Origin of the sequence: Chryseobacterium sp. CH21, assembly GCF_004119445.1 — a bacterium.
In the GTDB taxonomy this organism is placed as follows: Bacteria; Bacteroidota; Bacteroidia; order Flavobacteriales; family Weeksellaceae; genus Chryseobacterium.
Genome location: NZ_QICI01000107.1, coordinates 80,075 through 105,512, shown reverse-complemented (window position 1 = coordinate 105,512; position 25,438 = coordinate 80,075). Strand labels below are relative to the sequence as shown.

General features: G+C 37.1%; 18 protein-coding genes, 1 rRNA gene and 1 pseudogene. 18 read left to right on the top strand and 2 right to left on the bottom strand.

Translation table 11 applies throughout. The features are described from left to right. The 10 genes and pseudogenes from rrf to BOQ62_RS22685 form a co-directional block, all read left to right on the top strand. Positions 1-86, top strand: a 5S ribosomal RNA gene (rrf, locus tag BOQ62_RS22180); the annotation flags it as partial. Positions 87-630: 544 nt separating this feature from the next. Then, the gene (locus BOQ62_RS22175; protein WP_129042473.1) at positions 631-1,953 is read left to right on the top strand and encodes a sigma-54-dependent transcriptional regulator; all 1,323 of its coding nucleotides are present in this window, start codon (positions 631-633) and stop codon (positions 1,951-1,953) included. A gap of 353 nt (positions 1,954-2,306) precedes the next feature. Then, on the top strand, positions 2,307-2,384 hold the full coding sequence (locus BOQ62_RS24355) for a potassium-transporting ATPase subunit F (protein WP_077415921.1): 78 nt from the start codon (positions 2,307-2,309) through the stop codon (positions 2,382-2,384). A gap of 6 nt (positions 2,385-2,390) precedes the next feature. Continuing rightward, positions 2,391-4,085 carry a potassium-transporting ATPase subunit KdpA gene (gene kdpA, locus BOQ62_RS22165; RefSeq protein ID WP_129042472.1) on the top strand — a complete coding sequence of 565 codons (1,695 nt, stop codon included), beginning with the start codon at positions 2,391-2,393 and terminating at the stop codon, positions 4,083-4,085. 175 nt (positions 4,086-4,260) lie between these two features. Then, positions 4,261-6,300 carry a potassium-transporting ATPase subunit KdpB gene (kdpB, locus tag BOQ62_RS22160; protein WP_129042471.1) on the top strand — a complete coding sequence of 680 codons (2,040 nt, stop codon included), beginning with the start codon at positions 4,261-4,263 and terminating at the stop codon, positions 6,298-6,300. A gap of 10 nt (positions 6,301-6,310) precedes the next feature. Beyond that, positions 6,311-6,868, top strand: coding sequence for a potassium-transporting ATPase subunit KdpC (gene kdpC, locus BOQ62_RS22155; protein ID WP_129042470.1), 558 nt, complete (start codon positions 6,311-6,313; stop codon positions 6,866-6,868). Between the two features lie 208 nt (positions 6,869-7,076). After that, positions 7,077-8,125, top strand: a pseudogene (locus tag BOQ62_RS22150) (porin). 57 nt (positions 8,126-8,182) lie between these two features. Next, positions 8,183-9,292, top strand: coding sequence for a sensor protein KdpD (locus BOQ62_RS22145; protein ID WP_129042469.1), 1,110 nt, complete (start codon positions 8,183-8,185; stop codon positions 9,290-9,292). 5 nt (positions 9,293-9,297) lie between these two features. Then, positions 9,298-11,013 (top strand): ATP-binding protein, encoded by a 1,716-nt coding sequence (locus BOQ62_RS22140; RefSeq protein ID WP_129042468.1) that lies wholly within the window; start codon positions 9,298-9,300, stop codon positions 11,011-11,013. A 78-nt stretch (positions 11,014-11,091) separates the two neighbouring features. Further along, a complete protein-coding gene (locus BOQ62_RS22685; protein ID WP_164976825.1) occupies positions 11,092-11,247 on the top strand; it encodes a hypothetical protein in 156 nt (51 codons plus the stop codon). A gap of 207 nt (positions 11,248-11,454) precedes the next feature. Here BOQ62_RS22685 and BOQ62_RS24010 read toward each other — a convergent pair whose 3' ends face one another. Next, positions 11,455-11,580 (bottom strand): hypothetical protein, encoded by a 126-nt coding sequence (locus BOQ62_RS24010; protein WP_262708377.1) that lies wholly within the window; start codon positions 11,578-11,580, stop codon positions 11,455-11,457. Positions 11,581-11,720: 140 nt separating this feature from the next. Here BOQ62_RS24010 and BOQ62_RS22135 point away from each other — a divergent pair, with 140 nt between their 5' ends. Both BOQ62_RS22135 and BOQ62_RS22130 read left to right on the top strand, forming a co-directional pair. Next, positions 11,721-12,179 (top strand): hypothetical protein, encoded by a 459-nt coding sequence (locus BOQ62_RS22135; protein WP_129042467.1) that lies wholly within the window; start codon positions 11,721-11,723, stop codon positions 12,177-12,179. A 36-nt stretch (positions 12,180-12,215) separates the two neighbouring features. Next, positions 12,216-12,440 (top strand): hypothetical protein, encoded by a 225-nt coding sequence (locus BOQ62_RS22130; RefSeq protein WP_228414466.1) that lies wholly within the window; start codon positions 12,216-12,218, stop codon positions 12,438-12,440. A 56-nt stretch (positions 12,441-12,496) separates the two neighbouring features. Here BOQ62_RS22130 and ligA read toward each other — a convergent pair whose 3' ends face one another. After that, positions 12,497-14,503 carry an NAD-dependent DNA ligase LigA gene (gene ligA / locus BOQ62_RS22125; protein ID WP_129042466.1) on the bottom strand — a complete coding sequence of 669 codons (2,007 nt, stop codon included), beginning with the start codon at positions 14,501-14,503 and terminating at the stop codon, positions 12,497-12,499. A gap of 324 nt (positions 14,504-14,827) precedes the next feature. On the opposite strand from ligA, the gene BOQ62_RS22120 reads away from it, so the two are divergent. From BOQ62_RS22120 to BOQ62_RS22100, 6 genes are all read left to right on the top strand, one after another. Further along, positions 14,828-17,911, top strand: a complete 3,084-nt coding sequence (locus BOQ62_RS22120) for a TonB-dependent receptor (protein ID WP_129042465.1) — start codon at positions 14,828-14,830, stop codon at positions 17,909-17,911. 167 nt (positions 17,912-18,078) lie between these two features. Beyond that, positions 18,079-18,825: a glycerophosphodiester phosphodiesterase family protein gene (locus BOQ62_RS22115; RefSeq protein ID WP_129042464.1), complete on the top strand. Its 747-nt coding sequence runs from the start codon at positions 18,079-18,081 to the stop codon at positions 18,823-18,825. Positions 18,826-19,302: 477 nt separating this feature from the next. After that, on the top strand, positions 19,303-21,408 hold the full coding sequence (locus BOQ62_RS22110; RefSeq protein WP_228414465.1) for a SusC/RagA family TonB-linked outer membrane protein: 2,106 nt from the start codon (positions 19,303-19,305) through the stop codon (positions 21,406-21,408). Positions 21,409-21,590: 182 nt separating this feature from the next. Further along, positions 21,591-22,265 carry a hypothetical protein gene (locus BOQ62_RS23745; RefSeq protein ID WP_228414464.1) on the top strand — a complete coding sequence of 225 codons (675 nt, stop codon included), beginning with the start codon at positions 21,591-21,593 and terminating at the stop codon, positions 22,263-22,265. Positions 22,266-22,320: 55 nt separating this feature from the next. Then, entirely contained in the window at positions 22,321-23,724 is a 1,404-nt protein-coding gene (locus BOQ62_RS22105) for a SusD/RagB family nutrient-binding outer membrane lipoprotein (protein WP_164976824.1), read from the top strand. Positions 23,725-23,790: 66 nt separating this feature from the next. After that, positions 23,791-25,353: a calcineurin-like phosphoesterase C-terminal domain-containing protein gene (locus BOQ62_RS22100; RefSeq protein WP_129042474.1), complete on the top strand. Its 1,563-nt coding sequence runs from the start codon at positions 23,791-23,793 to the stop codon at positions 25,351-25,353. The last annotated feature ends 85 nt before the right edge of the window (positions 25,354-25,438 follow it).

Sequence of the window (25,438 nt, the reverse complement as noted above, 5' to 3'; positions counted from 1 at the left end):
CTCACCTGTTCCCATTCCGAACACAGAAGTTAAGCCCACCAGCGCCGATGGTACTGCGAAAGCGGGAGAGTAGGCCGCCGCCAGTTTTTATTTTATTTTAAAAAATCCTTTATCATCAGATAAAGGATTTTTTTGTTTTGTACCTATACCAAACAAAACAAAAAGAGACAAAACAAACCCATCCTCCATCATCTATTCTTATCCTCTACCCCACAATATTGTCACTCCATAGGAGTCTAAACAAAATTCTTCCATACAATTACATAGGAGAAAGGTTATTCATCGCCTAAAATGCTTCGACTTAGCTCAGCATGATACTGCTAATACCAGGAGCTAAAAACCTTATACATTATTCTGTCATTTTGCATCCTCTAAAACTCTCATAAATAGATCTGGATTCCTGCGGAATGACACATTGGAAACAGGGGACTATTGCTATAATATTATCCATTCTGTAGGGATAAGGATTTTAAAGCTCTCAATAGATCTGTATTTCTAACCCCCGAAACTATAAACTCATAACTAGGACTATCAATCACCATCAGCTTTTCAAAAACTATTTCCTTCCGTAACTCTATTTTACTCGAATAAATTCAATAAGTTTGTACTAGTTTTCCAAAAATAATTATAATGTCAGGAAATATTCTGATCATCGATGATGAGATCAAACTCCTTAAACTCTTAGGAATGATCCTCTCCCAAGAAAATTTTAATGTAAAAGAAGCTTCTACAGCACGTTCAGCAATGACGATGCTGGAGCAATATGAATTTGATGTTGTTTTGAGCGATGTCCGTCTTCCTGATGCTTTTGGAGTAGATTTGGTGAAGTCAATTAAAACCAAATATCCACAGCTGGAGATTATCCTGATGACGGCATTCGGGAATATTACAGATGCTGTGCAGGCCATGAAGAATGGGGCTTATGATTATCTTGTGAAAGGAGATGATAATGAGAAAATAATTCCGTTGGTATATAAAGCTCTGGATAAGGTAAAAGATAACAAATCAAGAATTGTTCTCCAGACTGTAACGAAAGGTTTTGATCAGATTATTGGTAAATCACCTTTAATTTTGCAGGCTAAAAAGCTTGCTGAGAAAGTAGCTTTAACTGATGCAGCTGTTCTTCTTACCGGTGAGACAGGAACAGGAAAAGAAGTCTTTGCAAGTGCTATTCATGAAGGAAGTGACAGAAATAAAAGCAGCTTTGTGGCCATCAATTGTTCTGCATTCAGTAAAGAGATTCTGGAGAGCGAACTTTTTGGTCATAAACAAGGCGCTTTTACGGGTGCTCTGAAAGATAAAAAAGGATTGATTGAAGAAGCTAACGGAGGTACTCTGTTTCTGGATGAAATTGGTGAGATGCCGATTGAACTTCAGGCAAAGCTCCTGAGAGTTTTGGAAACGAGGGAGTTTATCAAAATGGGGGAAACAAAGGTCTCAAGATCTGATTTCAGATTAATTGCGGCTACCAACAGGGATCTTGTGGAAGAAATAAAACAAGGTCATTTCAGAGAAGATCTTTACTTCAGACTAAATGTATTTGAGATCACTCTTCCTGCTTTACGAGATCGAAAAGAAGATTTGAAAGCAATTGCGAAACACTTTATAGATATTTTTTCACATAAACTTCACTTGTCAGCTGTACAGGTTGATCCGGATTATTATAAAGTTTTAGAGAAAAATGACTGGAAAGGAAATATCCGTGAGCTGAGAAATGCAGTAGAGCGAAGTTTGATTTTAATGGATAACAATGTCCTTGATGCGGAAAGTCTTCCTCATTATTCTGAAAAAACAGTTCCGGAAAGTGATTCTTTAAGCATGCGCTCACTGGAAAAAATACATATCCAAAAAGTCTTACAGTATACAAAAGGAAATAAAGCAGAAGCAGCCCGCTTACTTGAGATTGGTATTGCCACGCTGTACCGTAAACTGGAAGAATATGGATTAAAATAAACCCTTTATCATTTTAATAATGAGCCTATCATTTTGATAGGCTTTTCTCGTTTTATAACAATTAGTAATTGGATTTAACTTGTTGTAAATCAGTTTTTTAATTGTTTATTTTTTTAAATGGACTTTCTTTTGGCATATAGTACCTGAATAAAATATTTAAAAATGACAATTTCAAGAAAAACGTTTAAAAAACGGGAGCATTCTACTTTTAGTCTGCTGATTGTATCGTATGTATTATTGACTCTTTTAACCTTAATGATCAAGATATGATGCTTGTAAGTTTAATGCTGCTTTTTGCAGTACTATTTTGGCTTTTATATAAATCAGTTGAATTTTTTGATAGAATATAAATTATGTGGAGTTTATTTTTCCTCTCAATACTTGCCTTTGTGTATATCTGTTATGTTTTAATTAAACCCGAGAAATTTTAATTGGTCATGAATACAGAAATTTTAGGCATTATAGCAATGTTTGCTATTACATTAGTTATCGGAATATTTTTAGGGAAATATATAGCTAATGTCTACGGATACCAAAAAACTTTTCTGGATCCGGTGTTTGAACCCATTGAAAAGTTAATTTATAAAATAGCGGGAATTAATCCTACCCGCCAGATGAATTGGAAACAAAACATGTATGCCATGCTGGCGATTAATCTGGTTTGGTTCATCATTGGTTTTCTTCTTCTTTTGAATCAGGCCTGGCTTCCTTTAAATCCTGATGGGAATCCGAATATGTCACCCGATCTGGCTTTTAATACAACCATTTCCTTCTTAGTCAACTGTAATTTGCAGCACTATTCAGGAGAAACAGGAGTAAGCTATCTGAGCCAGCTTTATCTGATGTTTTTACAGTTTGTAACAGCTGCAACGGGAATGGCGGCTATGGCTGTTCTTTTCAAAGCTTTTAAAGAAAAAACCAGTACTGAACTTGGTAATTTTTATGACTTTTTTACCAAATCGGTGATCAGAATTCTGGTTCCTATAAGCGTAATTGTTGCTTTAATTCTATCTATCAACGGAAGTCCAATGACTTTCGAAGGAAAAGATCACATCATAACACTGGAAGGCCAGAAGGCTGATGTTTCTAGAGGTTCGGTATCTGCATTTGTTGCAATCAAACATTTGGGTACTAATGGTGGTGGCTTTTTCGGAGCGAATTCAGCACATCCTCTTGAAAATCCTAATTATATGACCAATATGACAGAGATGATCACTCAGATGATCATTCCGTTTGCATTGGTATTTGCACTGGGTTTTTATCTGAATAAAAGAAAGTTGTCATGGGTTATCTTTACGGTAATGACAGTTGGTTTTCTCGCTCTTACTATTCCGAATGTTGTGAATGAAACGGGTGGAAATCCTCTGATTACTCAAATGGGAACAGATAGCAGTCTGGGAGCAATGGAAGGAAAGGAAATCCGCTTTGGAAGCGCTGCATCAGGATATTGGAGTATTGCCACAACGGTGATTTCTACAGGTTCTGTAAATGCCATGCATGACAGTACAATGCCTCTTTCGGGGATGAATGAATTGCTTGCCATGATGATCAACTGCTTCTACGGAGGCTGTGGAGTCGGAATTCTGAACTATTTCATCTTTATCATTCTGGCAGTATTCATAAGTGGATTGATGGTAGGACGAACCCCGGAATTTATGGGTAAAAAGATTGAAGCCAAAGAAATGAAGATCGCTATGATTGTGGCTTTATTCCATCCTTTCTTAATTCTTGCAGGAACAGCTTTAACAGCTTATCTACCAGAATTTGGAGCAAAGACATTGAACAACCCAGGTTTCCATGGTTTCAGTGAAATGCTCTACGAGTTTACTTCTTCTGCAGCAAATAACGGTTCCGGATTCGAAGGACTTGGAGATAATACCCCTTGGTGGAATATCTCAACAGGAATTGTACTGTTACTCTCAAGATTCATCCCGATTATAGGACCGGTAGCGATCGCAGGCTTATTAGCTCAGAAAAAATATATCCCTGAAAGTTCAGGAACGCTGAAAACAGATACAGCTACTTTCGGATTTATGACTCTGGCGGTAATTCTACTGATTGCAGCACTGTCTTTCTTCCCTGCACTGACTTTAGGGCCTATCGCAGAGCAGATTGAGTATTTCTCTAAATAAATGTGAACATTAAAAATTAGAATCAATATTCAACCATTAAGGGAGCTGAAAAGTGTGAGGAAGCTAGTCTGACACTTACTGAAACGTTCACTTATATTATCCATCTCAATCCTTATCATTTCGCAGACCTTGATGGTTACTATTGATTTACAATGATATAAACTCTTTCAAAAAAATGAAAAATCAGTCACAAACATTATTTCAAAGAGATTTGGTCAACGAAGCAATTAAACAGTCCTTCGTAAAACTAAATCCGAAAATTATGTTTAAAAATCCAGTAATGTTCCTGGTGGAGATCGGAACCATTGTCATGTTTATCGTAAGCATGTTCAGTCTTACTGGTGATCAATCACAGGGAAGCTTTTCCTATAACTTTTTAGTATTTATTATTTTATTTTTCACCGTTCTGTTTGCCAATTTTGCAGAAGCTATTGCAGAGGCAAGAGGAAAAGCACAGGCAGACACCCTTAGAAAAACAAGGGAAGAGACGCCGGCCAAATTAGTGCTAGATAATAAACCGGGATTTCAGGTAGAAACAAGACTGAAAATGTCTGCTGAAATGACTTTAGGCGATATTTTCCTTTGTGAAGCCGGAGATCAGATTCCGATGGATGGGGAGATTATTGAAGGTCTTGCTACCATTGATGAGTCTGCTATTACCGGAGAAAGTGCTCCGGTGATTCGTGAAGCCGGAGGTGATAAAAGTTCTGTAACCGGAGGGACAAAAGTACTTTCAGACAGAATTAAAGTAAAAGTAACTACAAAACCCGGAGAATCCTTTCTAGATAAAATGATTGCCCTTGTAGAAGGAGCATCAAGACAGAAAACACCCAACGAAATCGCATTAACTATACTTTTAGCAGGATTCACGCTTACATTTATTATTGTTACCCTCACTTTAAAGCCTTTTGCAGACTACGCGCAGACTCCGATTACCATAGCGGCATTTATATCTCTTTTCGTTTGTCTTATTCCGACAACCATCGGGGGGCTGCTTTCTGCAATCGGGATTGCGGGGATGGACAGAGCATTAAGAGCAAATGTGATTACCAAAAGCGGAAAAGCAGTGGAAACAGCAGGAGATATTGATGTTTTGCTGCTTGATAAAACAGGAACAATTACCATTGGAAACCGTAAGGCAACACAATTTCACCCTGCCAATGGAATTCAGCTTGAAGAATTTATTAAAGCATCAGCGTTAAGCTCTGTAGCGGATGAAACACCGGAAGGAAAATCCATCATCGAACTGAGTGCTTTGAAACCTGAAGATTTATTGGTAGCTAATCCTACTTATATTGATTTTACTGCGGAAACCAGAACTTCAGGAATTGATTTTGATGAAACAAGAATCCGTAAAGGAGCTTATGATACGATAAAAAAACTGACTGAAAAAGCCGGAAATATCTTCCCACAGGAAACCCAGGATGCGGTAACCAAAATTTCTGAAAACGGAGGAACACCTTTGGTAGTTGCCGTTAATGAAAAAGTATGGGGCGTTATTGAACTTCAGGACATCATTAAAACTGGAATTCAGGAACGTTTCCAGAGACTGAGAAAGATGGGGGTGAAAACGGTAATGGTAACCGGAGACAACCCTTTGACCGCAAAATTCATTGCAGAAAAAGCCGGAGTAGATGACTTTATTGCCGAAGCTAAGCCTGAAGACAAGATGAATTACATCAAAAAGGAACAACAGGAAGGTAAACTGGTAGCCATGATGGGAGACGGTACCAACGATGCTCCGGCACTGGCACAAGCTGATGTAGGGGTCGCAATGAACAGCGGAACGCAGGCAGCCAAAGAAGCCGGAAACATGGTAGACCTTGATAATGACCCGACTAAACTGATAGAGATTGTGGAAATCGGAAAGCAATTGCTGATGACAAGAGGAACATTGACGACTTTCAGTATTGCGAATGACGTGGCGAAATATTTTGCTATTATTCCGGCATTGTTTATCACTTTTATTCCTTCTCTTCAGAAGCTGAATATCATGAACCTTCACAGCCCTGAAACAGCCATATTATCAGCAGTTATTTTCAATGCGGTCATCATTCCGTTTCTGATTCCTCTGGCATTGAAAGGTGTGGCTTACAAACCGATTGGTGCAAGTGCATTATTAAGAAGAAACCTTTTGATCTATGGCTTAGGTGGAGTAATCGTTCCGTTTATTGGAATCAAAATCATAGATATGGTAATCAGTTTATTCTATTAAAATTAAAAAAATGAAAAATCATATTGTTTCAGCATTCAGATTAACTCTTGTAATGTTGGTCGTTACAGGTATTTATCTGGCAGTGGTATACGCAGGTTCTAAAATACTTCCTAACAAAGGAAACGGAGAAATTGTCTACAATAAAGGTCAGAAGTTGTATGCCAATATCGGGCAGGAGTTTAAATCTGAAAAATACTTTCATGGCCGTCCTTCCTCTGTCAATTATAATGCAGCTGGAAGTGGTGGGAGCAACAAAGGTCCAAGCAACAAAGAATATCTGGAAATCGTACAGAAAAGAATTGACACTTTGAAAATGGATAATCCTGAAATGGGAAATACCAAAGTACCTGTAGAATTGGTCACAGCAAGCGGAAGCGGGCTGGATCCGGATATTTCTGAAGAAGGAGCTTTGTACCAGGCAAAGAGAATTTCAAAAGTGAGAAATATCTCAGAGGAGCAAATCAAAAGCTTAATTAATAACCAAACTGAAAAGCCGTTTTTAGGACTTTTCGGACCCTCAAAAGTAAATGTTCTGAAGCTTAATATTGCTTTGGATCAGTTAAAATAATTCAATTCATACAATGATAAAAAGAAGAATTGAAGCCATTAAGATGATTGAAGGAGCTACATTAAAAAAATCTACGATTTCAAAATATTTCTCATTTATAATTCGCTGGTAAATCCTTACCTTTTCTTAATAGCTAAATTCTTCTTATACTCTTAAATAATATAAAAATAACGTGAAAAAATATTTAGTTATAGGAGCCGTATTGGGAATGTTTTTCTCAAAAGCCCAATCATCAGATTCATTGAAAACAGGAAATAAAGTGACATTTTCCGCTTATGCAGAACTCTTTTATACCTATGATTTTAATGAGCCGGGCAACCATATGCGTCAGAATTTTTTATACTCATATAACAGACACAATGAAATGAATCTTAATCTGGGATTGGTAAAAGCCAATTACCAGAGTGAAAATCTCCGTGCCAATGTCGCTTTAATGGCCGGAACTTATGCCCAGGATAATATGGCTGCTGAACAAAATGCTTTACGCTATGTAAATGAAGCTAATATTGGGATCAGAATATCAAAAAATAAAAACCTATGGATTGATGCAGGGATTATGCCTTCTCATATTGGTTGGGAAAGTGCTATAGGAAAGGATAACATCAACCTTACCCGAAGTTTTGCAGCAGAAAATTCTCCCTATTTTGAAACAGGAGCCAAAATTTCTTACACTTCAGATAATGGGAAATGGTTTTTAAGCGGATTAGTACTGAATGGATGGCAAAGAATTGCTAAAGCAGAAGGAAATCAAAGTATATCCTTCGGGCATCAGGTGACGTATAAACCCAATGATAAAATTACTCTGAACAGCAGCTCATTTATTGGGAATGACAAAGCAAAAGAAGATAAAAAAATGCGTTATTTTCATGATTTATATGGAAGCTTTCAGCTGACGGAACAGTTTTCTGCGGTATTGGGATTTGATATCGGAGCAGAGCAGAAATCAAAAGGAAGTGAGCAGTATAATATCTGGTACAGCCCGAATGTTCTTATGAAATATCAATTAGACAACAAATGGGCACTGGCAGGGAGATTGGAGTATTACAATGATAAAAACGGAGTGATTATCAATACCGGAACTCCTAATGGCTTTCAGACTTTCGGATATTCTCTCAATGTAGATTATGCAATTTTTAAAAATGTGGTTTCCGAACAGAGGCAAGAGGATTTACAGCTAAAGACGCCATTTTTGCAAAGAATGATGAATTTAAAAAAGGAAATTTCTTTATTACAACAAGTCTTTCCGCCTGGTTTTAGTAAGCAGTTTAACCACAGCTAAAAGTGTTTAAAGTAAAATTAAAAAGAATAAAATCAATGTCATCAGCAAAAGATTTTTTAGAACTGATTCAAAAATCCCGTAAAGGAAAATTCAAAATTTATATCGGGATGAGTGCAGGCGTAGGAAAAACCTTCCGTATGCTTCAGGAAGCGCATTCCCTTTTGCGAAATGGCATTGATGTAAAAATTGGCTATATAGAAACTCATGGAAGAGAAGAAACAGTAGCCCTTGTAGAAGGTCTTCCGGAAATTGAAAGAAAATCAGTCTTCTATAAAGGAAAGAATCTTGAAGAAATGGATCTTCAGGCCATCATCAACGAACATCCTGAGGTAGTTCTTGTAGATGAACTGGCCCATACCAATGTAGAAGGTTCCAAAAATAAAAAAAGATGGCAGGATGTGCTGGAAATCCTTGATAACGGAATCAACGTGATCAGTGCAATGAATATCCAACACATCGAAAGCCTGAATGAGGAGGTAAAAAAAATCACGGGAGTGGAAGTGGCAGAGCGCGTTCCGGATAAGATTCTGGCTCTGGCAGATGAAGTGGTAAACATTGACCTTACTGCTGATGAATTATTGACCCGTTTAAAAGAAGGGAAAATTTATAAAAAAGAAAAAATTCAGACCGCACTGAGCAATTTCTTCCAAAGCGGACATATTCTTCAGCTTCGTGAACTGGCTTTAAAAGAAGTGGCCACCCACGTGGAAAGAAAGGTGGAAACAGAAATTAAAACCGAAAACTTTAAACCGATAAAATTCCTGGCTTGCATCAGCAGCAATGAGAAGATCGCCAAAACAATTATTCGTAAAACGGCTAGATTAGCCAGCTATTATAACAGTCCGTGGACTGTTTTGTACATTCAGAAACCTTCTGAAAATCCTGAAAAAATTGCTCTGGATAAACAGCGGTATTTAATTAATAATTTTAATTTAGCACAGGAATTGGGGGCTAAAGTAGTCCGGATCAAAGAAAGCAGTGTTCATAACGGGATTCTGGAATATGTGATTGCTCATAATATCACTACGGTCTGCATTGGGAAACCCCATGCGAGTTTCTGGCAGCGAATGTTGGGATACAGCTGGATCTATACCCTCATGAACAGGCTGAATGAAAGACAGATAGATATTATTATTTTATCTTAAAAGTAATGAAACTTAAAACGAAACTTACCTTAGGCGTTGGCCTTTTATTTCTGCTGATCGTTCTGCTTTCAGTGATAGGTTCTGTATACATCAACAAATTAAAATCTGACACTGAAAAGATTCTTACAGCGAATTATAACAGTCTGGAGTTTTCCAAAAATATGCTTCTTGCACTGGATAATATCAGTACAGACAGCACCGTTGCGGTAGCAGATTTTCAGAAGAATAACAAACTACAGGAAAAGAACCTTACAGAATTTGGAGAAAAAGAAGCCACTCAGAATCTGAATCTGCATTTCAACAGCTATCTGAACGCTCCGGACATCCATAAAGAAAAACTCATCCGGGAGGATCTGGCAAAGATCATGTCTTTGAATATGAAAGGGATAGAACGCAAGAGTGATATCGCGATTATTACAGCAGAAAATGCTACTTTTTGGATTGTAAGTTTAGGAACAGTATGTTTTCTGATCGCTTTTATATTACTTTTCAATCTGCCACAAACTATTGCAGAACCTATCAATCAGCTTACTTTCAGTATCAAACAGATTGCTGATAAAAATTATAATGAAAGAGTTCATTTCAAAGGAAGTGAAGAGTTCAACAGCTTGGCAGATTCATTCAACAGTATGGCGGAAAAACTTCAGGAGTACGAAAGCAGTACGCTTTCTAAGCAATTGATGGATAAAAAACGTATCGAAACATTGGTCAACAATATGCATGATGCGGTGATTGGTCTGGATGAGAATCATTTTATCTATATGATTAATGATGAAGCTTTGAAAATTACGAATCTCCATAAAGAAGAAATTATCGGAAAAACGGCTCATGAAGTAGCGATCAACAATGATTTGATGCGCGAACTGCTGAAAAATATAGACCATCCGGTAAAAGATCCTATCAAGATTGTTCGTGATAATAAGGAAAACTATTTTGAACAGGATATTATTCCCATCAATATTGTAAAAACAGGCGAGAAAGAAAAGAAATATATCGGAAAGGTAATTTTATTGAGAAATATTACCCCTTTTAAAGAACTTGATTTTGCCAAAACCAATTTCATTGCAACCATTTCCCATGAATTGAAAACCCCAATTTCAGCGATCAAAATGGGCGTTCAGCTTTTGGGAAACCAAAAATTCGGAGAACTGAATGAACAGCAGCAGGAATTATTAAAAAGCATCAATGAAGACGGACAGCGCTTATTAGATATTACGGGAGAATTGCTTAATCTTTCTCAGGTAGAATCCGGAAATATCAGGTTGACTGTAGATAAATGTTCCCCTAAAGAAATTGTACAGACAGCTGTAAAAAATGTTGAGAAATTGGCCGAACAGAAAAATATTTCCATCAGCACAGAATACCTTCTGGAAGATAGTGATGTTGTGACTGCAGATTTTGACAAAACAGTCTGGGTAATGAATAATTTCCTGACCAACGCTGTAAAACATTCGTTTCAGGATGAAAATATTAACATTGTGGTAGAAAAACTCAATTCATTTATTCAGTTCAGTATTATTGATACCGGAAGTGGAATTGATGAAAAATACCACCGCCAGATCTTTGATCGCTATTTTCAGGTTCCCGGGGAACATCAAAACGGGACGGGCTTAGGCTTGGCCATTTCAAAAAACTTCATTGAAAAGCAACACGGAGAAATAGGAGTGAAAAGTTCCCTGAATAATGGAAGTACATTTTACTTCAGACTGCCGGTTTCATAAGGATTATTGTTATATCTTTGACTCAGAAAATATCTGATTTTCTTATTTAAAAACGTACAATTCTATTCTTTTAAATTCATGGACCCTTTTTTCTATTTGCCATTGGCAGGTGTAGCATTTTTTATCATTTCAAGAATTTTCTTTTATACCCAGAAAAATAAAATTATTGAAAAATATCAACATCCGGATGCTGTAGTTTTAAAAGATCCATGGTACCATTGTTTCAGTAACTAAAGGAGGTCTTAGCAATAGTAAAAGATTTCGATGGTGTAGTTTTGAAATTTTCATGAATCAGAATTCTATTTTTTTGTTTCCTAAAGATTTTTATATTGTTCCCGGTAAATGTATTAATCTGAGATTTGGATCAGATCGCAGAAATACAATAAATCCGGAAGTTCTGAGAGAGTTTCGTATACATGATAATTATGTGGAATTGATCCTTTATCCTGACTGGATGCCCAATACAAAACGTACAATTTCTTTGGAAGGATTAAACAAAGATGAAATCTTACTGTTTCGTAAAGCTTTGATTAAAGAATAGTAGTATTTCAGATTGGCAAGTTTCATAAGGATTAAATAATGTATTCAAACACCTTATAGGTTTTTAAAACCTATAAGGTCTATTCACTTCTTTTAGCAAGAAAATATTAGAACTTTCTCAATTAAAAATTATCATCCTATTCTTTATATTTGTGATAAAAATAGAAATGAGAAAAATTTTAGGACTCTTATTATTCTCAGTTGTACTAAATATTCAGGTCTCTGCACAGACCTTCACAGTAGAACAGCTTAAAGGATTCAACAAGCTTACCATGGATGAGTTTAAAAAGGAAATGAAACAGCTTCAGTTCAAATTTTATGACAGAACAGAAGGTTTAAGCTTCCTTTTAACCGAATATGAAGCTCCGGACTATAGCTCGAAAATCGGAAAGTTTGAATACAAAGAAGAAAAATCAGAAGATAGAATTGAATTTGAGTTTAAGGACAAAAAAGAATACGATCAATATCTTAAGTTGATATTGGCTGCAGGATACAAAGAAACAGAGAAAGGGAAGATTATCACCAAAGAGCCTTACACAGATTACTTCAGGAATAAGGAACATATCAGGCTGATCTTGTCCAAAGCAGGACAAAATACTCCATATACTATTATTGTTTTCAAGTAAATAATTTTTTCTAAATTTGATCTTAAATCACATAAGATGAACACATCAGATTTAAAAATTGATTTAATTAACAGGATAACCCAATTAAAAGAAGCCAGAATTATCGAAGAAATTCAAAAGATTCTGGATTTTGAATTGGATCAGAATGAATATATTCTTACTACTGAGCAAAAAGAAAGAGTTGCTGAAGGAAGGGAAGAATATAAGAATAAAGCATACCTTACAGAAGATCAGGCCACCAGGATATTGAAGAATGGCTAAAATAAAAGACTGTGATAAATTTCACAGTCTTTTTTGTTTAATGATTAAATGATTTTTTATTGTTTATCAATCAAATCCAAAAACTGTTGCTCATCCAGGATTTCAATTGTTCCGATATCCTGAGCTTTTTTCAGCTTGCTTCCTGCTTTTTCACCTACCACAAGATAGTTGAGGTTTTTTGAAACCGCAGAAATATTTTTCCCGCCATGCTTTTCTACCATTTCCTCAGCAGCTTCTCTCGTAAATAAAGATAATTTTCCGGTGAAAAGGAATGTTTTCCCTTCTAGAACGTTAGATAAAACTTCATTCGTGCTTTCTCCTTTTTCAAGCTGTACACCATAAGATTTTAAACGCTCAATCATCAATAGATTTTCAGAATTCTGGAAGAATTCCACGATACTTACCGCAATTTTAGCCCCGATATCTTCTACCTGGCAAAGTTCTTCTGCAGTAGCCGCTTTCAATTCTTCAATCGTTGGAAAGTTTTTTACCAGTTTCTTAGCAACCGTTTCTCCTACATGTTTGATCCCGATTCCATATAAGACTTTTTCAAAAGGAATTTCTTTAGACTTTTCAATTCCTGTTATGATATTCTGAGCAGATTTTTCAGCCATTCTTTCCAGTGGAAGAAGCTGTTCTTTCGTTAAAACATAGAAATCAGCAGGATTTTCAATCAGTTTTTCTCTGTAGAGCTGTTCTATGGTTTCACTTCCAAGATTATCGATATTCAACGCTTTTCTGGAAACATAGTGAATCATTCTTCCTACTACCTGTGGAGGACAGTGAAGTTCGTTCGGACAGAAATGAATCGCCTGATCTTCAATTTTTACCAGTTCGGTACCACATTCAGGGCAATGTTTGATGTATTCTATTTCTTTGCTCTCTTCCGTTCTTTTATCCGTGTTTACCCCTACAATTTTCGGAATAATTTCACCTCCTTTTTCTACGTATACAAAATCATTTTCATGAAGATCCAGTTTCTTGATGATATCCTCATTATGGAGAGAAGCTCTTTTTACGATTGTTCCGGCCAGTAAAACGGGTTTAAGGTTGGCAACAGGAGTGATTGCACCTGTTCTTCCTACCTGATAAGACACACTTTGAAGTTCTGTCTCTACTTTTTCCGCTTTAAATTTATAAGCCATTGCCCAACGTGGGGACTTAGCTGTATATCCAAGCTGTCTCTGCTGTTGTAGTGAGTTCACCTTTAAAACGATTCCATCAATTTCAAAAGGCAGATTATGACGTTCTGTATCCCAAAACGTGATAAATTCCTGTACTTCAGCCATCGTTTTACATAATTTGGCCTGCTGTGATGTTTTGAATCCCCAGCCCTGAGCTTTCTGAAGCAATTCCCAATGTGTTTCTGCTGGAATATCCTCGGAGATAAACTGATACAGTACAGAAGAAAGTCCACGCTTTCTTACCTCAGCACTGTCCTGCATTTTCAGACTTCCGCTGGCAGTATTTCTCGGATTCATGAACGGATCTAGGCCTTCTTCCTCACGCAGCTTATTGATTTTGTCAAAGTTCTTTCGGGTCAGATAAATCTCTCCACGCATGAAAAAATGAGTCGGGAAATCACCCTTTAAAGTCAAAGGAATATCTGAAATGGTTCGTACATTCGGGGTAATTTCATCTCCCTGAAAACCATCACCACGGGTCACAGCCTGCGACAGTTTTCCGTTTTCATAAAGAATAGAAATAGAAGCACCATCATACTTCAGTTCAGCAACAAATTCTACAGGATCTTGAATCGTTTTGATGATTCTTTTTTCCCAGTCTTCCAGATCGTCAAAATCATAGGAATTGTCCAATGAATACATTCTGAATTTATGCTGAATCGTAGGGAAAACCTTGGTAACGCCACCACCTACACGAACGGTAGGAGAATTTTCATCATAGAATTCGGGATATTGGGCTTCCAGATTCTGTAGTTCTTCCAGAAGCATATCGAATTCAAAATCCGAAATAGTGGGAGTATCCAGTAAGTAATAATTTTCGTTATGCTGGTGAAGCTCTTTGCGGAGCTGTTCTATCTTTTGTTGAATGTTTTCAGACATTGGGTTTATATCTTTTGAGCAAAAATAACTAAAGTAATTGCATTTAAAAAATAACAGAATAAAATAGTACAGGAAAATTAAGAATACGTAATATGCCTTAATCAACTGATTTTACAGGAAATAAAACACGTGTTTAAAATAATTTAACATATCGTTCTGATTTAATTAAAAAAATGTTAAAACTTTCTTAAACACCCTGCCATTAAAGTCAAAATACCTTTGCACATCTAATTGAAATAAACCTCATCATGATCTATCATTATGAAAATCAAAAAGGTTTATGGACGAACATCAAAAAATTAATCATAAAGATCTTCGGAAGAAATGAAAAAAGTAAAGATTGTACTGGGATTATTGTTTTTAGGGCTTGGAACTATGGCGTATGCACAGACCACGCAGGCTTCTATTGTAGGAAAAGTTACCGGACCGGGAAGTACGGCTCAGGAAAAAGTGAAAGTAACGATCGTGAATGAGTCTACAGGATTCAGAACGGAAACGGAAACCAACTCAAAAGGAGAGTATATTTTTAAAGAAATTCCTCTTGGAGGGCCTTACACAGTCATTGTGAACGATGATAAAAAAGAAGGTTACAATGTCAATTTTGGTGATCAGGTAACTGTAAATATGGATCTCGGTAATGAGAAACTTATTGAAGAAGTGAAGATTACCGGAAATCTTAAAAACAAGATCGGAAACCTGGGAGCAGCTACGGCCATTTCTGCTAAAAATATCAGCATGCTTCCGGTAAACGGACGAAACTTTGCGAATCTTGCAGAATTATCACCCTTAAGCGGAAAAGGAGGAAATCTTTCCGGACAGTTAGGATCTTCTACCAATTTTACGATTGACGGGATGACCGCCAAAAATCCAACTTCTGCAGGAGCTACTACAAGCCGAAGCGGTGCCCCATTCTCCATTTCTATTGAAGCTGTACGTGAATTTAAAATTACCACCAACCAATATGATGTGACGTTGGGAAGAAGTGGTGGTGGAACCGTAAGTGCTGTTACCAAATCGGGAACCAATAAATTTTCCGGAAGTGCCTGGGAATATTTAAGAACCAACTGGCTTTCCAGCCCATATGACATCAGAGGAAACAAAAGAGATAATGATTTCTCTACATCCCAGTTCGGATTTTCATTGGGAGGACCGATTATTAAAAATAAATTACACTTCTTCGTAGCATGGGATCATCAGCTGGATTCAAGACCATTGGCTATTGCTGATATCAAATCTCCGGATGATGAGAAGAGATTCAGTACTACCACGCAGACGCTTAATCAGTTTCTGGATATTGCAAGAGCAAAATATGGGGTTGGAAGCAGCCCGCAATTCGGAACGTTTGATAAAGTAAGAAACTCAGACGCTGCGTTCTTACGTTTAGACTGGCAGATCAACGAAAAAAACTTATTAACGCTAAGAAATAACTTCACCTATGATCTTAATAAAAATGGATTGGGCGATAATACCAATATCAACTTCTTCGAGTCTTACGGAAACGACAAAAACCTTGACAACAGTTTATTATTGACTTTAAGATCCAACCTGAGACCTAATTTAACGAATGAATTAAAGGCTCAGTATCTTTATACTTTCCAGGATAGTTATCAGAACAATCAATTAGGAAAACCTGTTCCTAGAGCTATTGTGGAAGGAGTAGCTTCAAGTGCCGGATCTACCAATATTCAGATCGGGGGACATCGTTTTGCTCAGGAAAGCTTCAGAAATAATGTATTTCAGGTGGTAGATAACTTATACTACAATACAGATAAGGTAAAATATACTTTCGGAGCAGATTTAATGTATACAACAGCAAAATCGGTATATGGAAGCGAAGTGAACGGAAGATTCCATTTCCAGGGAATGAGCAACTTTGATGCGATGACTCCTTACAGGTTTTACAGAGAAGTTCCTTTGATGGAAGATCCGTCTGTAAGATCCAATATCTGGAATATCGGGGTGTACGGACAGTTTCAGACGAAAATCGCAAAAGGTCTTGATTTAATGGCTGGTTTAAGATTAGACTATGGTGGTTACCCGAAAGCAGAATTCAACCAGAAACTGTTTGATGAAATGGGAATCAGAACGGATAATAAAATAAAATCATTTGTAATCCAGCCAAGATTCCAGTTTGATTGGAACATCAATGAAGGAAATAAAGACTTCCTTAAGTTCGGTGCCGGAATTTTCTCTTCCGATATCAACAACTATATGATCATCAACAATCTTGTATTCGATGGAAAACACCTTGCTACAGTGGATGTAACTGCTAAAGATGTTCCGTTCCCGGATTTCAATAGTTATAGAAATGATTATAGCTCTGTTCCGTCGCTTTCTCAGTTTCAGATTCCAACCATTAACTATACAGGGAAAGATGCAAAAATCCCAATCGTTTATAAAGCGAATATCTCTTATACCCATTTCTTCAATGAAAGGTTCAGAGCAGGAATTGCAGGATATATGGCTCTAGGTAGAAATAATTACTATTACTACGATAGAAACATGGTGGCAAACCCTTTCTTCACCTTAGCTAATGAAGGGGGAAGAGGCGTATTCATTCCTACAACTGCCATTACCAATAACGCGAATAATAGTGTAAGTTTCGACTGGAAAGCTGGAAGAATCAATAAAAACTTTGGTAGAGTACTTGAATTGGTAAGCGATGGTAAAGTAAACCAGTTTTCATTCGTAATAGATACAAGTTACCGTTACTGGAAAGATGGAGAAATCACAGCAAGTTACACATGGTCTGATATCAAAGACAATACTTCTTATAACGGAAACGTAGCCAACTCAGCAACATTGTCTACTATGATTCAAAGCGATCCGAGAGATTTAAGAATGACTTATTCAGACAACCAGTTCCGTAATAAAGTGGTGATCTATGGGAACTCACCTACCATTGCAGGATTTACCCTAGGAATCAGATATTCAGGAATTGGAGGAACCCGTTTCTCTGCTACAACCGGAGGAAATATCAATGGAGATTTCGTAGACTCCAACGACCTTGCGTTTATCTTCCCTAATCTTACCAAAGCCATTTTGGATGATCCTCAAGTAGGACAGGCTCTGAAAGACTATATCAACGAATACAATGGCAAAATTGCAGAACGTAACGGAGGTAAAAATGGTTTCTACGGAGTTTGGGATGTTCGTGTAGCGAAGAAAATAAAATTTGACAAAGTAGGAGCTTTTGAACTTTCTGTAGATATCTTCAACGTAGCCAACCTTCTTAACAAAGAATGGGGTGTAAATAAATCATACGGAAATACTTCTCTGTATAAAGTAACCAAGTTTAACAAGGATACGATGCAGTACGAATACACCAAAAACGTAAGTGGAGGTGGTTTGGTTCCTCTATCCGGAAATCCATATCAGATCCAGATCGGAGCTAAGTATTCCTTCTAAATATTTGTTTTAAAACCACGGAAGACATAAAAGAAATTGAAACGGCTGATGTTTATTGAAACCTTAGTTTTAGCCTAAAAATCTTTTATGTCTTTGCGGTTTCCCCTTTTTAATAACTACCTTTATCAGAAGTTTCATACTTCTTTTTTAATTATCTAAATTATATTATGAAAAATTTTATCTTAGGGTTAGCAGTTTTAAGTACAGTTATGATGAAAGCACAAACCCAGATTATTGCCCATAGAGGATATTTCCAGGCTCAGCCTGCTACAACGGAGAATTCACTTCAGTCATTGGAGAATGCGCAGAAATTAAAAGTTTACGGATCCGAATTTGATGTGAGAATGACAAAAGATGGTGTATTGGTGATCAACCATGATGAGCATCACGGTAAAATGGAAATTTCTGAAGCTACCTTCAAAGAACTGGAAGCACTGAAATTATCCAACGGAGAAAACTTTCCTACTTTAAAAGACTATTTGAAACAAGGAAAAAAAGACAAATCTCTGAAACTGATCGTTGAAATAAAACCTGCCAAAACTCCGGAAATTGAAAATGAGATCACTCAAAAAACGATCAAAATGATCAAGGATATGAAGCTGGAATCTCAAAGTGAATTTATTTCTTTCAGCCTTAATATCTGTAAAGAAATCAAAAAACTAGCACCTGCCTTTAAAGTGCAGTATCTGAACGGTGAACTTTCTCCTGAACAGATCAAAAAAGAAGGATTAGACGGAATGGACTACCATTACAGCGTTTTCCAGAAAAATCCTACCTGGATTGCTGAAGCAAAAGCACTAGGATTAATCACCAATGCCTGGACAGTAAATGACGTTGCCGTATACGACGAATTAAAAAAGCAGGGAATCGGTTTCGTAACCACCAATATTCCTGATCAGTTAAAGAATAAATAACAATTGAATATCCTTCACAACGAGTACAACCGAAGGACGAAATATTCCCCTCTTCCGGAGGGGTGGCAAAAATTCAAAGAATTTTTGACGGGGTGGTTTACAACACCTTCCAATAATAAACAATTTACAAAGTCTGCCCCTTAAAAAGAGGCAGACTTTTCATTTTTTAAAGAGTTTAGTCAATAATTATCTCAGATATCAAAAAATATTTGAATTTTGAAATTAATTATATTGCTGTTAATCAATTGAATATGTGTTTTGTGTGGTATTATCTCAGGACAAGACAATAAGATACATAAATACGACTGTGAAAGGGTATTAATAATACTTAATTACTCAAGTTTTTATTAATCAATTATTTACATAATGTTATTAAGGGTAGATTAATATACCGTTTAATAAATTTTTAAGAAACGTTAAAACTGTGTTAAGGTGATCCTTGTAATGTCAGTCTAATTTTGCGCAAACAAAAAGGAAATGCGTAAAGAGACACAGAAACTGTTGGTTTTGTCGATGTTAGGATTCGTCAGCGTCAATCTGGCAGCTCAGCAAAAAGTTAAAAAAGACACCATTAAAGGAATTGATGAAGTAGTAGTTACTGCTTTGGGAATCAAGAGGCACGACAGGGCTTTGGGGTATGTAGCAGAAAAAGTAGATGCCAAAACATTTGAGGAAACCCAAAATAACAACTGGGCACAATCCATGGAAGGGAAAGTGGCAGGTCTTAAAATTCAGACTGCCGGAGCAGGACCGCTTGGAACTTCCAGAATTACTTTGAGAGGAGAAAAATCCATCATGATGGATCACAACTATGCCCTGATTGTTGTAGACGGCGTTCCATTAGGAAATTCTACCACAGGTTCCGGTACAGCAGCTTACGGAGCAGGTTCCGGAGGGGATGTTCCTATTGATCTAGGAAACGGACTGAACAGCATCAATCCGGATGACATTGAATCTGTAACCGTTTTAAAAGGAGCTTCTGCAGCCGCATTATATGGTTCTCGTGCCGCCAATGGTGCTTTAATGATCACCACAAAATCAGGTAAAACAAAGAACGGGAAACTGAGAGTTACTTTTAATTCTTCCTCCAGTTTTGATTCTGTATTGAAATGGCCGGACTGGCAATATGAATACGGACAGGGAACACAGGCAAAAAATACTGCCGGAGATTTTTATTACTCTTACGGTCTTTCCGCAGACGGACCGAGTACGGGTGGTACAAGTAGTGCTTTCGGACCTAAATTTGCCGGACAGCATTACTTCCAATATGATCCTAATGTACAAGGACAAAGTAAAGACAGACAGTTGTGGAGACCTTACGAAGATAATATCAAAGGTTTCTGGAGAACAGGTTCTACCTATTCCAACAGTATTTCCGTAGAAAGTTCCAACGAGAAAACCAGCTTCAGATCTTCACTTACTTATCTTAATAATGAGTGGATGATGCCCAATACAGGCTTTGACAGGTTCAATTTTGCCTTGTCATTTGCCCACCAGCTGACTAAAAAATTAAAAATCTCAACCAAATTTGCTTATAACACTACTACCAGTGACAATCTTCCTGCGACGGGATACAACAACCAGTCGATCTCTTATTTCATGATTTTTCAAAATCCAAATGTTGATCTTGAATGGTATAGACCTATTTGGAAACCCGGACAGGAACAAGTTGATCAGATCCATCCGTTCAGTTCCTATATCGATAACCCTTATCTGATCGCTTACGAAATGCTGAATGGAGTAAGAAAGAAAACCATCACAGGAAATATCACGGCAGATTATCAGTTTAATAAAAATTTCAGCTTAATGCTGAGGTCAGGAATTGAAATTCTTAACGAAAAAAGAACCACCAAAAGACCGTGGAGTTCTGCTAACTATCTGAAAGGATTCTATAGAGAGCAATTCATCAAAAATCAGGAGTACAACAATGACCTTTTATTCTCTTACAAAGCAGATTGGAATAAACTCAGTATTTCCGCATCAGCAGGAGGAAGTATCCGTTACAATGAATATCTGATGATCGATTTTCAGGCAATAGGATTAAAAACCGCTGGTGAATACAGTCTTACCAACGCTCTTAACATTCCGGTGAAATATCCGGCACCAAGAGATAAGCATGTAGACAGCGTTTACGGATTACTTACCCTTGGATATGACAATAAGGTATTTGTAGATATTACCGGAAGAAACGACTGGAGCTCTACACTTCCAAAACAGAATAGATCTTTCTTTTATCCTTCGGTGAGTACCAGTTTCATTCTTTCAGATCTATTTAATCTCAAAAGTAATAATCTGAATTTATGGAAATTGAGAGGTTCATGGGCAAAAGTAGGAATAGACAGCGATCCTTATCTTCTGGATAACTATTATACTGGAAGCAATATTACAGGAAGCGTAATAGCACCTACCACTTTTAATAATCCTTCCCTTAAACCTGAAAAAAATACCAATATTGAAGCCGGAATGGATTTCAGTCTTTTCAAAAACAGATTGAATCTTAATCTTACCGCTTATCAGAATGTCAGTGAAAACCAGATTATCCCTGTATCGTTACCTACCGAAAGTGGATATTCAAAAGGATAATCAATGCAGGAAAAATACGAAACAGAGGTTTTGAACTTTCAGCTGATATCCTGGCAGTAAAAGGTAAAAACTTCTCCTGGAAAGTAGGTGGAAACTGGTCTACTAACGAAAACAGAGTGATGACATTACCTTAAGGATTTGACGGAATTGTTTCCAACGTAGGAGATGTTGTCTTTTATAAAATGGAAGTAGGAGGTTCGCTGGGAGATATGTATGGATTTAAATTATTAAGAGCACCAGACGGAAAAGTAATTTACGGAGACAACGGACTTCCTGCCAGACCGGCAGATATTGAAAAAGTAGGAAATGCCTTCCCGAAATGGAGAGCAGGTCTTCAGAATGATTTCAGAATTAAAAACTTTACAATAAGCTTCTCTTTTGATGGTCAATACGGTGGTATTGCTTACTCGCAGTCGCATCACAAAATGTCTGAACAAGGCAAGCTGAAATCTACCCTTCCGGGAAGAGATAATCCTGGCGGAATGATTGTAGGAGATGGCGTTATTCAAAACCCTGACGGATCTTACAGCCCGAATACAAAAGGAGTAACCGCTTCATCCTATTATGGAGATTATTACAGAAGAGCCAACGTAGAAACAAACAGTTTCAGTACAGACTTTATTAAGCTGAGAGATGCCAGAATTGCCTATTCTTTCCCGAAAGAAACCATACAATCTTTAGGGCTTGATGATCTTACGATTGCCATTTTCGGGAAGAATCTGTGGATGTGGACGAAGTTCCCAATGTTTGATCCTGAAGTAGCCACGCTGGATAATGCCACCATCACTCCTGGAGTGGAAATGGGACAGCTGCCTACAGCAAGAACAGTCGGTTTTCAGTTAAATCTTAAATTCTAAAATCTTTAAAAATGAAAAAATAATCATACATCTTACATTGACTGCTTCGGTGTTTATGCTTCAGTCCTGCGACAGAACTTTCGAGGAAATCAATACAGATACCAGCAAGATCAAAGATCCGTCGGTAGGAAGCCTTCTTGCCCCCATACAATATGAAATGGGAAGTTACGGATACAACAGATCAGATGACTTTACTTTCGATATTATGCAGATCGCTTTAGACTTTCCGAGTGAAGGAAATACCTACAGCAGATATTATATGGACGAAAAAAGCGGTAACGGCTACTGGAATACTTCCTATAAATGGCTTAAACAGGTAAGTGACCTTAGAAAATATGCCACAAAAGAACAGAATAATAACTATCTGGCCATATCATTAGTCTTAAATGCATGGATTGCCTCCAACCTTACTGATGCATTTGGAGACGTTCCTTTATCTGAAGCAGTGAAGATTGAAGACAATATTTTGAAACCGAAATATGATAAGCAGAAAGATATTTACATTCAGCTTTTAAATGACCTGAAAACCGCCAATTCACTATTCAACACCAATCAGGCATTAACGGAAACAGATTTGTTTTACAATGCCAATACCAATAGTCAGACAGGAATTTTAGGATGGAAAAAATTCTGTAATTCACTTTCACTAAGATTACTGACCAGAATTCTAAGCAGAAACGGAGAAGTAAATGTATATGAAAGAATTCAGGAGATTGTCAACAATCCGGCTCAATATCCCATTTTTCAGAATAATGCAGACAGTGCCGTATTACCACTTTCGGGAGTATCTCCATACTTGCCGCCAATTGCCCGTCCACAGGATTTTACAGCGTACAGAGCCGCAGGAGAATTCTTTGTCAATGCCATGAAAGACAATAACGATCCAAGGATGAGTATGTTTTTTACGAAAGCGAAAGCCACCACAGGAGAAGATTTGGGATATAAAGGAGCTCCTTCAGGATATGCTTTGGGAACGGCTTTCAACTATCAGCCTTCCAACTTTAATCAGAACCTTGCTAAAGCACCTTTAAAGATATTAATCATGACCTATTCTGAAGTTCAGTTTATTCTGGCAGAATTGGTCAACAGAGGAATCATACCAGGAAATCAACAGGTTTATTACGAAACAGGGGTGAAATCTATCATTGAACAATGGGGAGCAACGGTTCCGGCCAATTATTTCAGCAATACGAAAGTGGCTTATGACGGTTCTCTTGAAAAAATTATGCTTCAAAAATACATTTCTCTGTTTTTTGTAGATCATCAGCAGTGGTATGAATTCAGACGTACAAAACTGCCGGTACTGCCTAATAACGGAGGACTTCAGAACGGAGGACAGATGCCTGTGAGATTTATGTATCCTACCACAACAAAAGTGATGAATGCTGATAATTATAACGCAGCCGTACAATCTATGGGTGGAGATAACATCAACGTAAAAATGTGGTGGAATAAATAATTTGGAATTTAAAGATTAAAATAATTTAAAAATTTAAAAATGATGAGTATCAATATAAAACTTTTAATGCCTTGTATGTTCGTTTCAGCAATGGCATTCTCACAAACCTCTGTTTCAGGATATGTTTATGAAGACAGCAACAAAAATCAAAAGAAAGAAAACCGTGAAAAAGCAGTAGAAGGAGTAGCTGTTTCCAACGGTGTTCAGGTAGTTCTTACTGATAAAAACGGAAGGTACAGCCTGCCGGTTCAGGAAGATCAGACGATTTTTATCATCAAACCGTCAGGTTATCAAACGGCTTTAAACGCAAACAATCTTCCACAATTCTACTACCATCACAAGCCAAAAGGTTCTCCGGCAGATTTTAAATACAAAGGAGTAGCTCCCACAGGTGATCTTCCCAAAGAACTGAACTTCCCGCTTTACCCACAAAAAGAAGATAAAAACTTTGATATCCTTGTTTTCGGAGATCCGCAGCCTTACACAGAAAAAGAACTGGATTACTTCAAGAGAGGAATAGTAAACGAAGTGAAAAACACCAAGAAAAACGCAGTGTTGGGAATTAGCTTGGGAGATTTGGTAGGAGATAATTTAAGTCTTCAGAAACCTTATGCAGATGTTATGAAAGAAGTTGGATTGCCTTGGTACAACGTAATGGGAAATCATGACATGAACTATGATGCAAAAGAAGACAGGCTTTCCGATGAAACATTTGAATCCAATTTTGGTCCGGCCAATTACTCTTTCAATTATGGAAATGTACACTTCATCATTCTGGACGATATTCTTTATCCCGACCCGAGAGATGGGAAAGGATATTGGGGAGGTTTCCGCGAAGACCAGCTTCAGTTCATAGAAAATGATTTGAAACTGGTGGATAAAAATAAACTGATCGTAATATCGTTCCATATCCCATTAGAACATAAAAATGAAGACAATTTCAGAAATGCAGACCGTCAGAAATTATTTGATTTCTTAAATCCTTTCCAGAATGTATTGCTTTTATCAGCTCATACCCATATTCAGCAGCAGATTTTCTACGGCAAAAAAGCAGGGTGGAACGGAGTTAAAGAATTACACGAATATAACGTAGGAACAACTTGCGGTGACTGGTATTCCGGTACTCCTGATAATGCAGGACTTCCTACCTCAACCATGAGAGATGGAACGGCAAAAGGTTATTCTTTCATAAGCTTTACAGACAATCAGTATAAAGTGAAATACAGAACAGCTGGAAAACCTGAAGAGTATCAGATCAAATTATATGTACCGAAAGTAATTCCCTCCTCAAGAACCTCAGCAAAAGTACTGGCAAATTTCTTCATGGGAAGCAAAAAAGACAAAGTAGAATACAGAATAGACGGTGGAAAATGGGAAGAAATGGAATACGACGAAACCATAGACCCGAATTTTGCCCTTTCCGTTTTCAAATGGGACTCCACTGAGAAAATTCTTCCGGGAAGAAGACCTTCCAACCCTGAAATGTCAAAACATATCTGGGAAGCAGATTTTCCGAAAAAATTAGCATTAGGAAAACATAAAGTTGAGGTGAAAGCTGTTGACATGTATGGCAATGAATTCTCAGCTTCAGAAGAATTTGAAGTTCAGAATGCCATTCAGATTCCTTAAGCATTTTATTTTTTTACTATACCTTTTTTAGATTTTGAAACCGGTTCTTATGAGCCGGTTTTAATTTTTTGTTGAGGTTTGGATT

What these genes read in the sequence shown, in the direction of transcription:
- kdpB (WP_129042471.1), top strand. Translation starts at nt 4,261, where the DNA reads ATGAAAAATCAGTCACAAACATTATTTCAAAGAGATTTGGTCAACGAA.
- BOQ62_RS22120 (WP_129042465.1), top strand. Translation starts at nt 14,828, where the DNA reads ATGAAAAAAGTAAAGATTGTACTGGGATTATTGTTTTTAGGGCTTGGA.
- BOQ62_RS22105 (WP_164976824.1), top strand. Translation starts at nt 22,321, where the DNA reads ATGCTTCAGTCCTGCGACAGAACTTTCGAGGAAATCAATACAGATACC.
- BOQ62_RS24355 (WP_077415921.1), top strand. Translation starts at nt 2,307, where the DNA reads ATGTGGAGTTTATTTTTCCTCTCAATACTTGCCTTTGTGTATATCTGT.
- BOQ62_RS22140 (WP_129042468.1), top strand. Translation starts at nt 9,298, where the DNA reads ATGAAACTTAAAACGAAACTTACCTTAGGCGTTGGCCTTTTATTTCTG.
- BOQ62_RS22100 (WP_129042474.1), top strand. Translation starts at nt 23,791, where the DNA reads ATGCCTTGTATGTTCGTTTCAGCAATGGCATTCTCACAAACCTCTGTT.
- BOQ62_RS23745 (WP_228414464.1), top strand. Translation starts at nt 21,591, where the DNA reads ATGGAAGTAGGAGGTTCGCTGGGAGATATGTATGGATTTAAATTATTA.
- BOQ62_RS22135 (WP_129042467.1), top strand. Translation starts at nt 11,721, where the DNA reads ATGAGAAAAATTTTAGGACTCTTATTATTCTCAGTTGTACTAAATATT.
- BOQ62_RS22145 (WP_129042469.1), top strand. Translation starts at nt 8,183, where the DNA reads ATGTCATCAGCAAAAGATTTTTTAGAACTGATTCAAAAATCCCGTAAA.
- BOQ62_RS22110 (WP_228414465.1), top strand. Translation starts at nt 19,303, where the DNA reads ATGCGTAAAGAGACACAGAAACTGTTGGTTTTGTCGATGTTAGGATTC.
- kdpC (WP_129042470.1), top strand. Translation starts at nt 6,311, where the DNA reads ATGAAAAATCATATTGTTTCAGCATTCAGATTAACTCTTGTAATGTTG.
- BOQ62_RS22175 (WP_129042473.1), top strand. Translation starts at nt 631, where the DNA reads ATGTCAGGAAATATTCTGATCATCGATGATGAGATCAAACTCCTTAAA.
- ligA (WP_129042466.1), bottom strand. Translation starts at nt 14,503, where the DNA reads ATGTCTGAAAACATTCAACAAAAGATAGAACAGCTCCGCAAAGAGCTT.
- BOQ62_RS22130 (WP_228414466.1), top strand. Translation starts at nt 12,216, where the DNA reads ATGAACACATCAGATTTAAAAATTGATTTAATTAACAGGATAACCCAA.
- BOQ62_RS22685 (WP_164976825.1), top strand. Translation starts at nt 11,092, where the DNA reads ATGGACCCTTTTTTCTATTTGCCATTGGCAGGTGTAGCATTTTTTATC.
- kdpA (WP_129042472.1), top strand. Translation starts at nt 2,391, where the DNA reads ATGAATACAGAAATTTTAGGCATTATAGCAATGTTTGCTATTACATTA.
- BOQ62_RS22115 (WP_129042464.1), top strand. Translation starts at nt 18,079, where the DNA reads ATGAAAAATTTTATCTTAGGGTTAGCAGTTTTAAGTACAGTTATGATG.
- BOQ62_RS24010 (WP_262708377.1), bottom strand. Translation starts at nt 11,580, where the DNA reads ATGAAACTTGCCAATCTGAAATACTACTATTCTTTAATCAAAGCTTTA.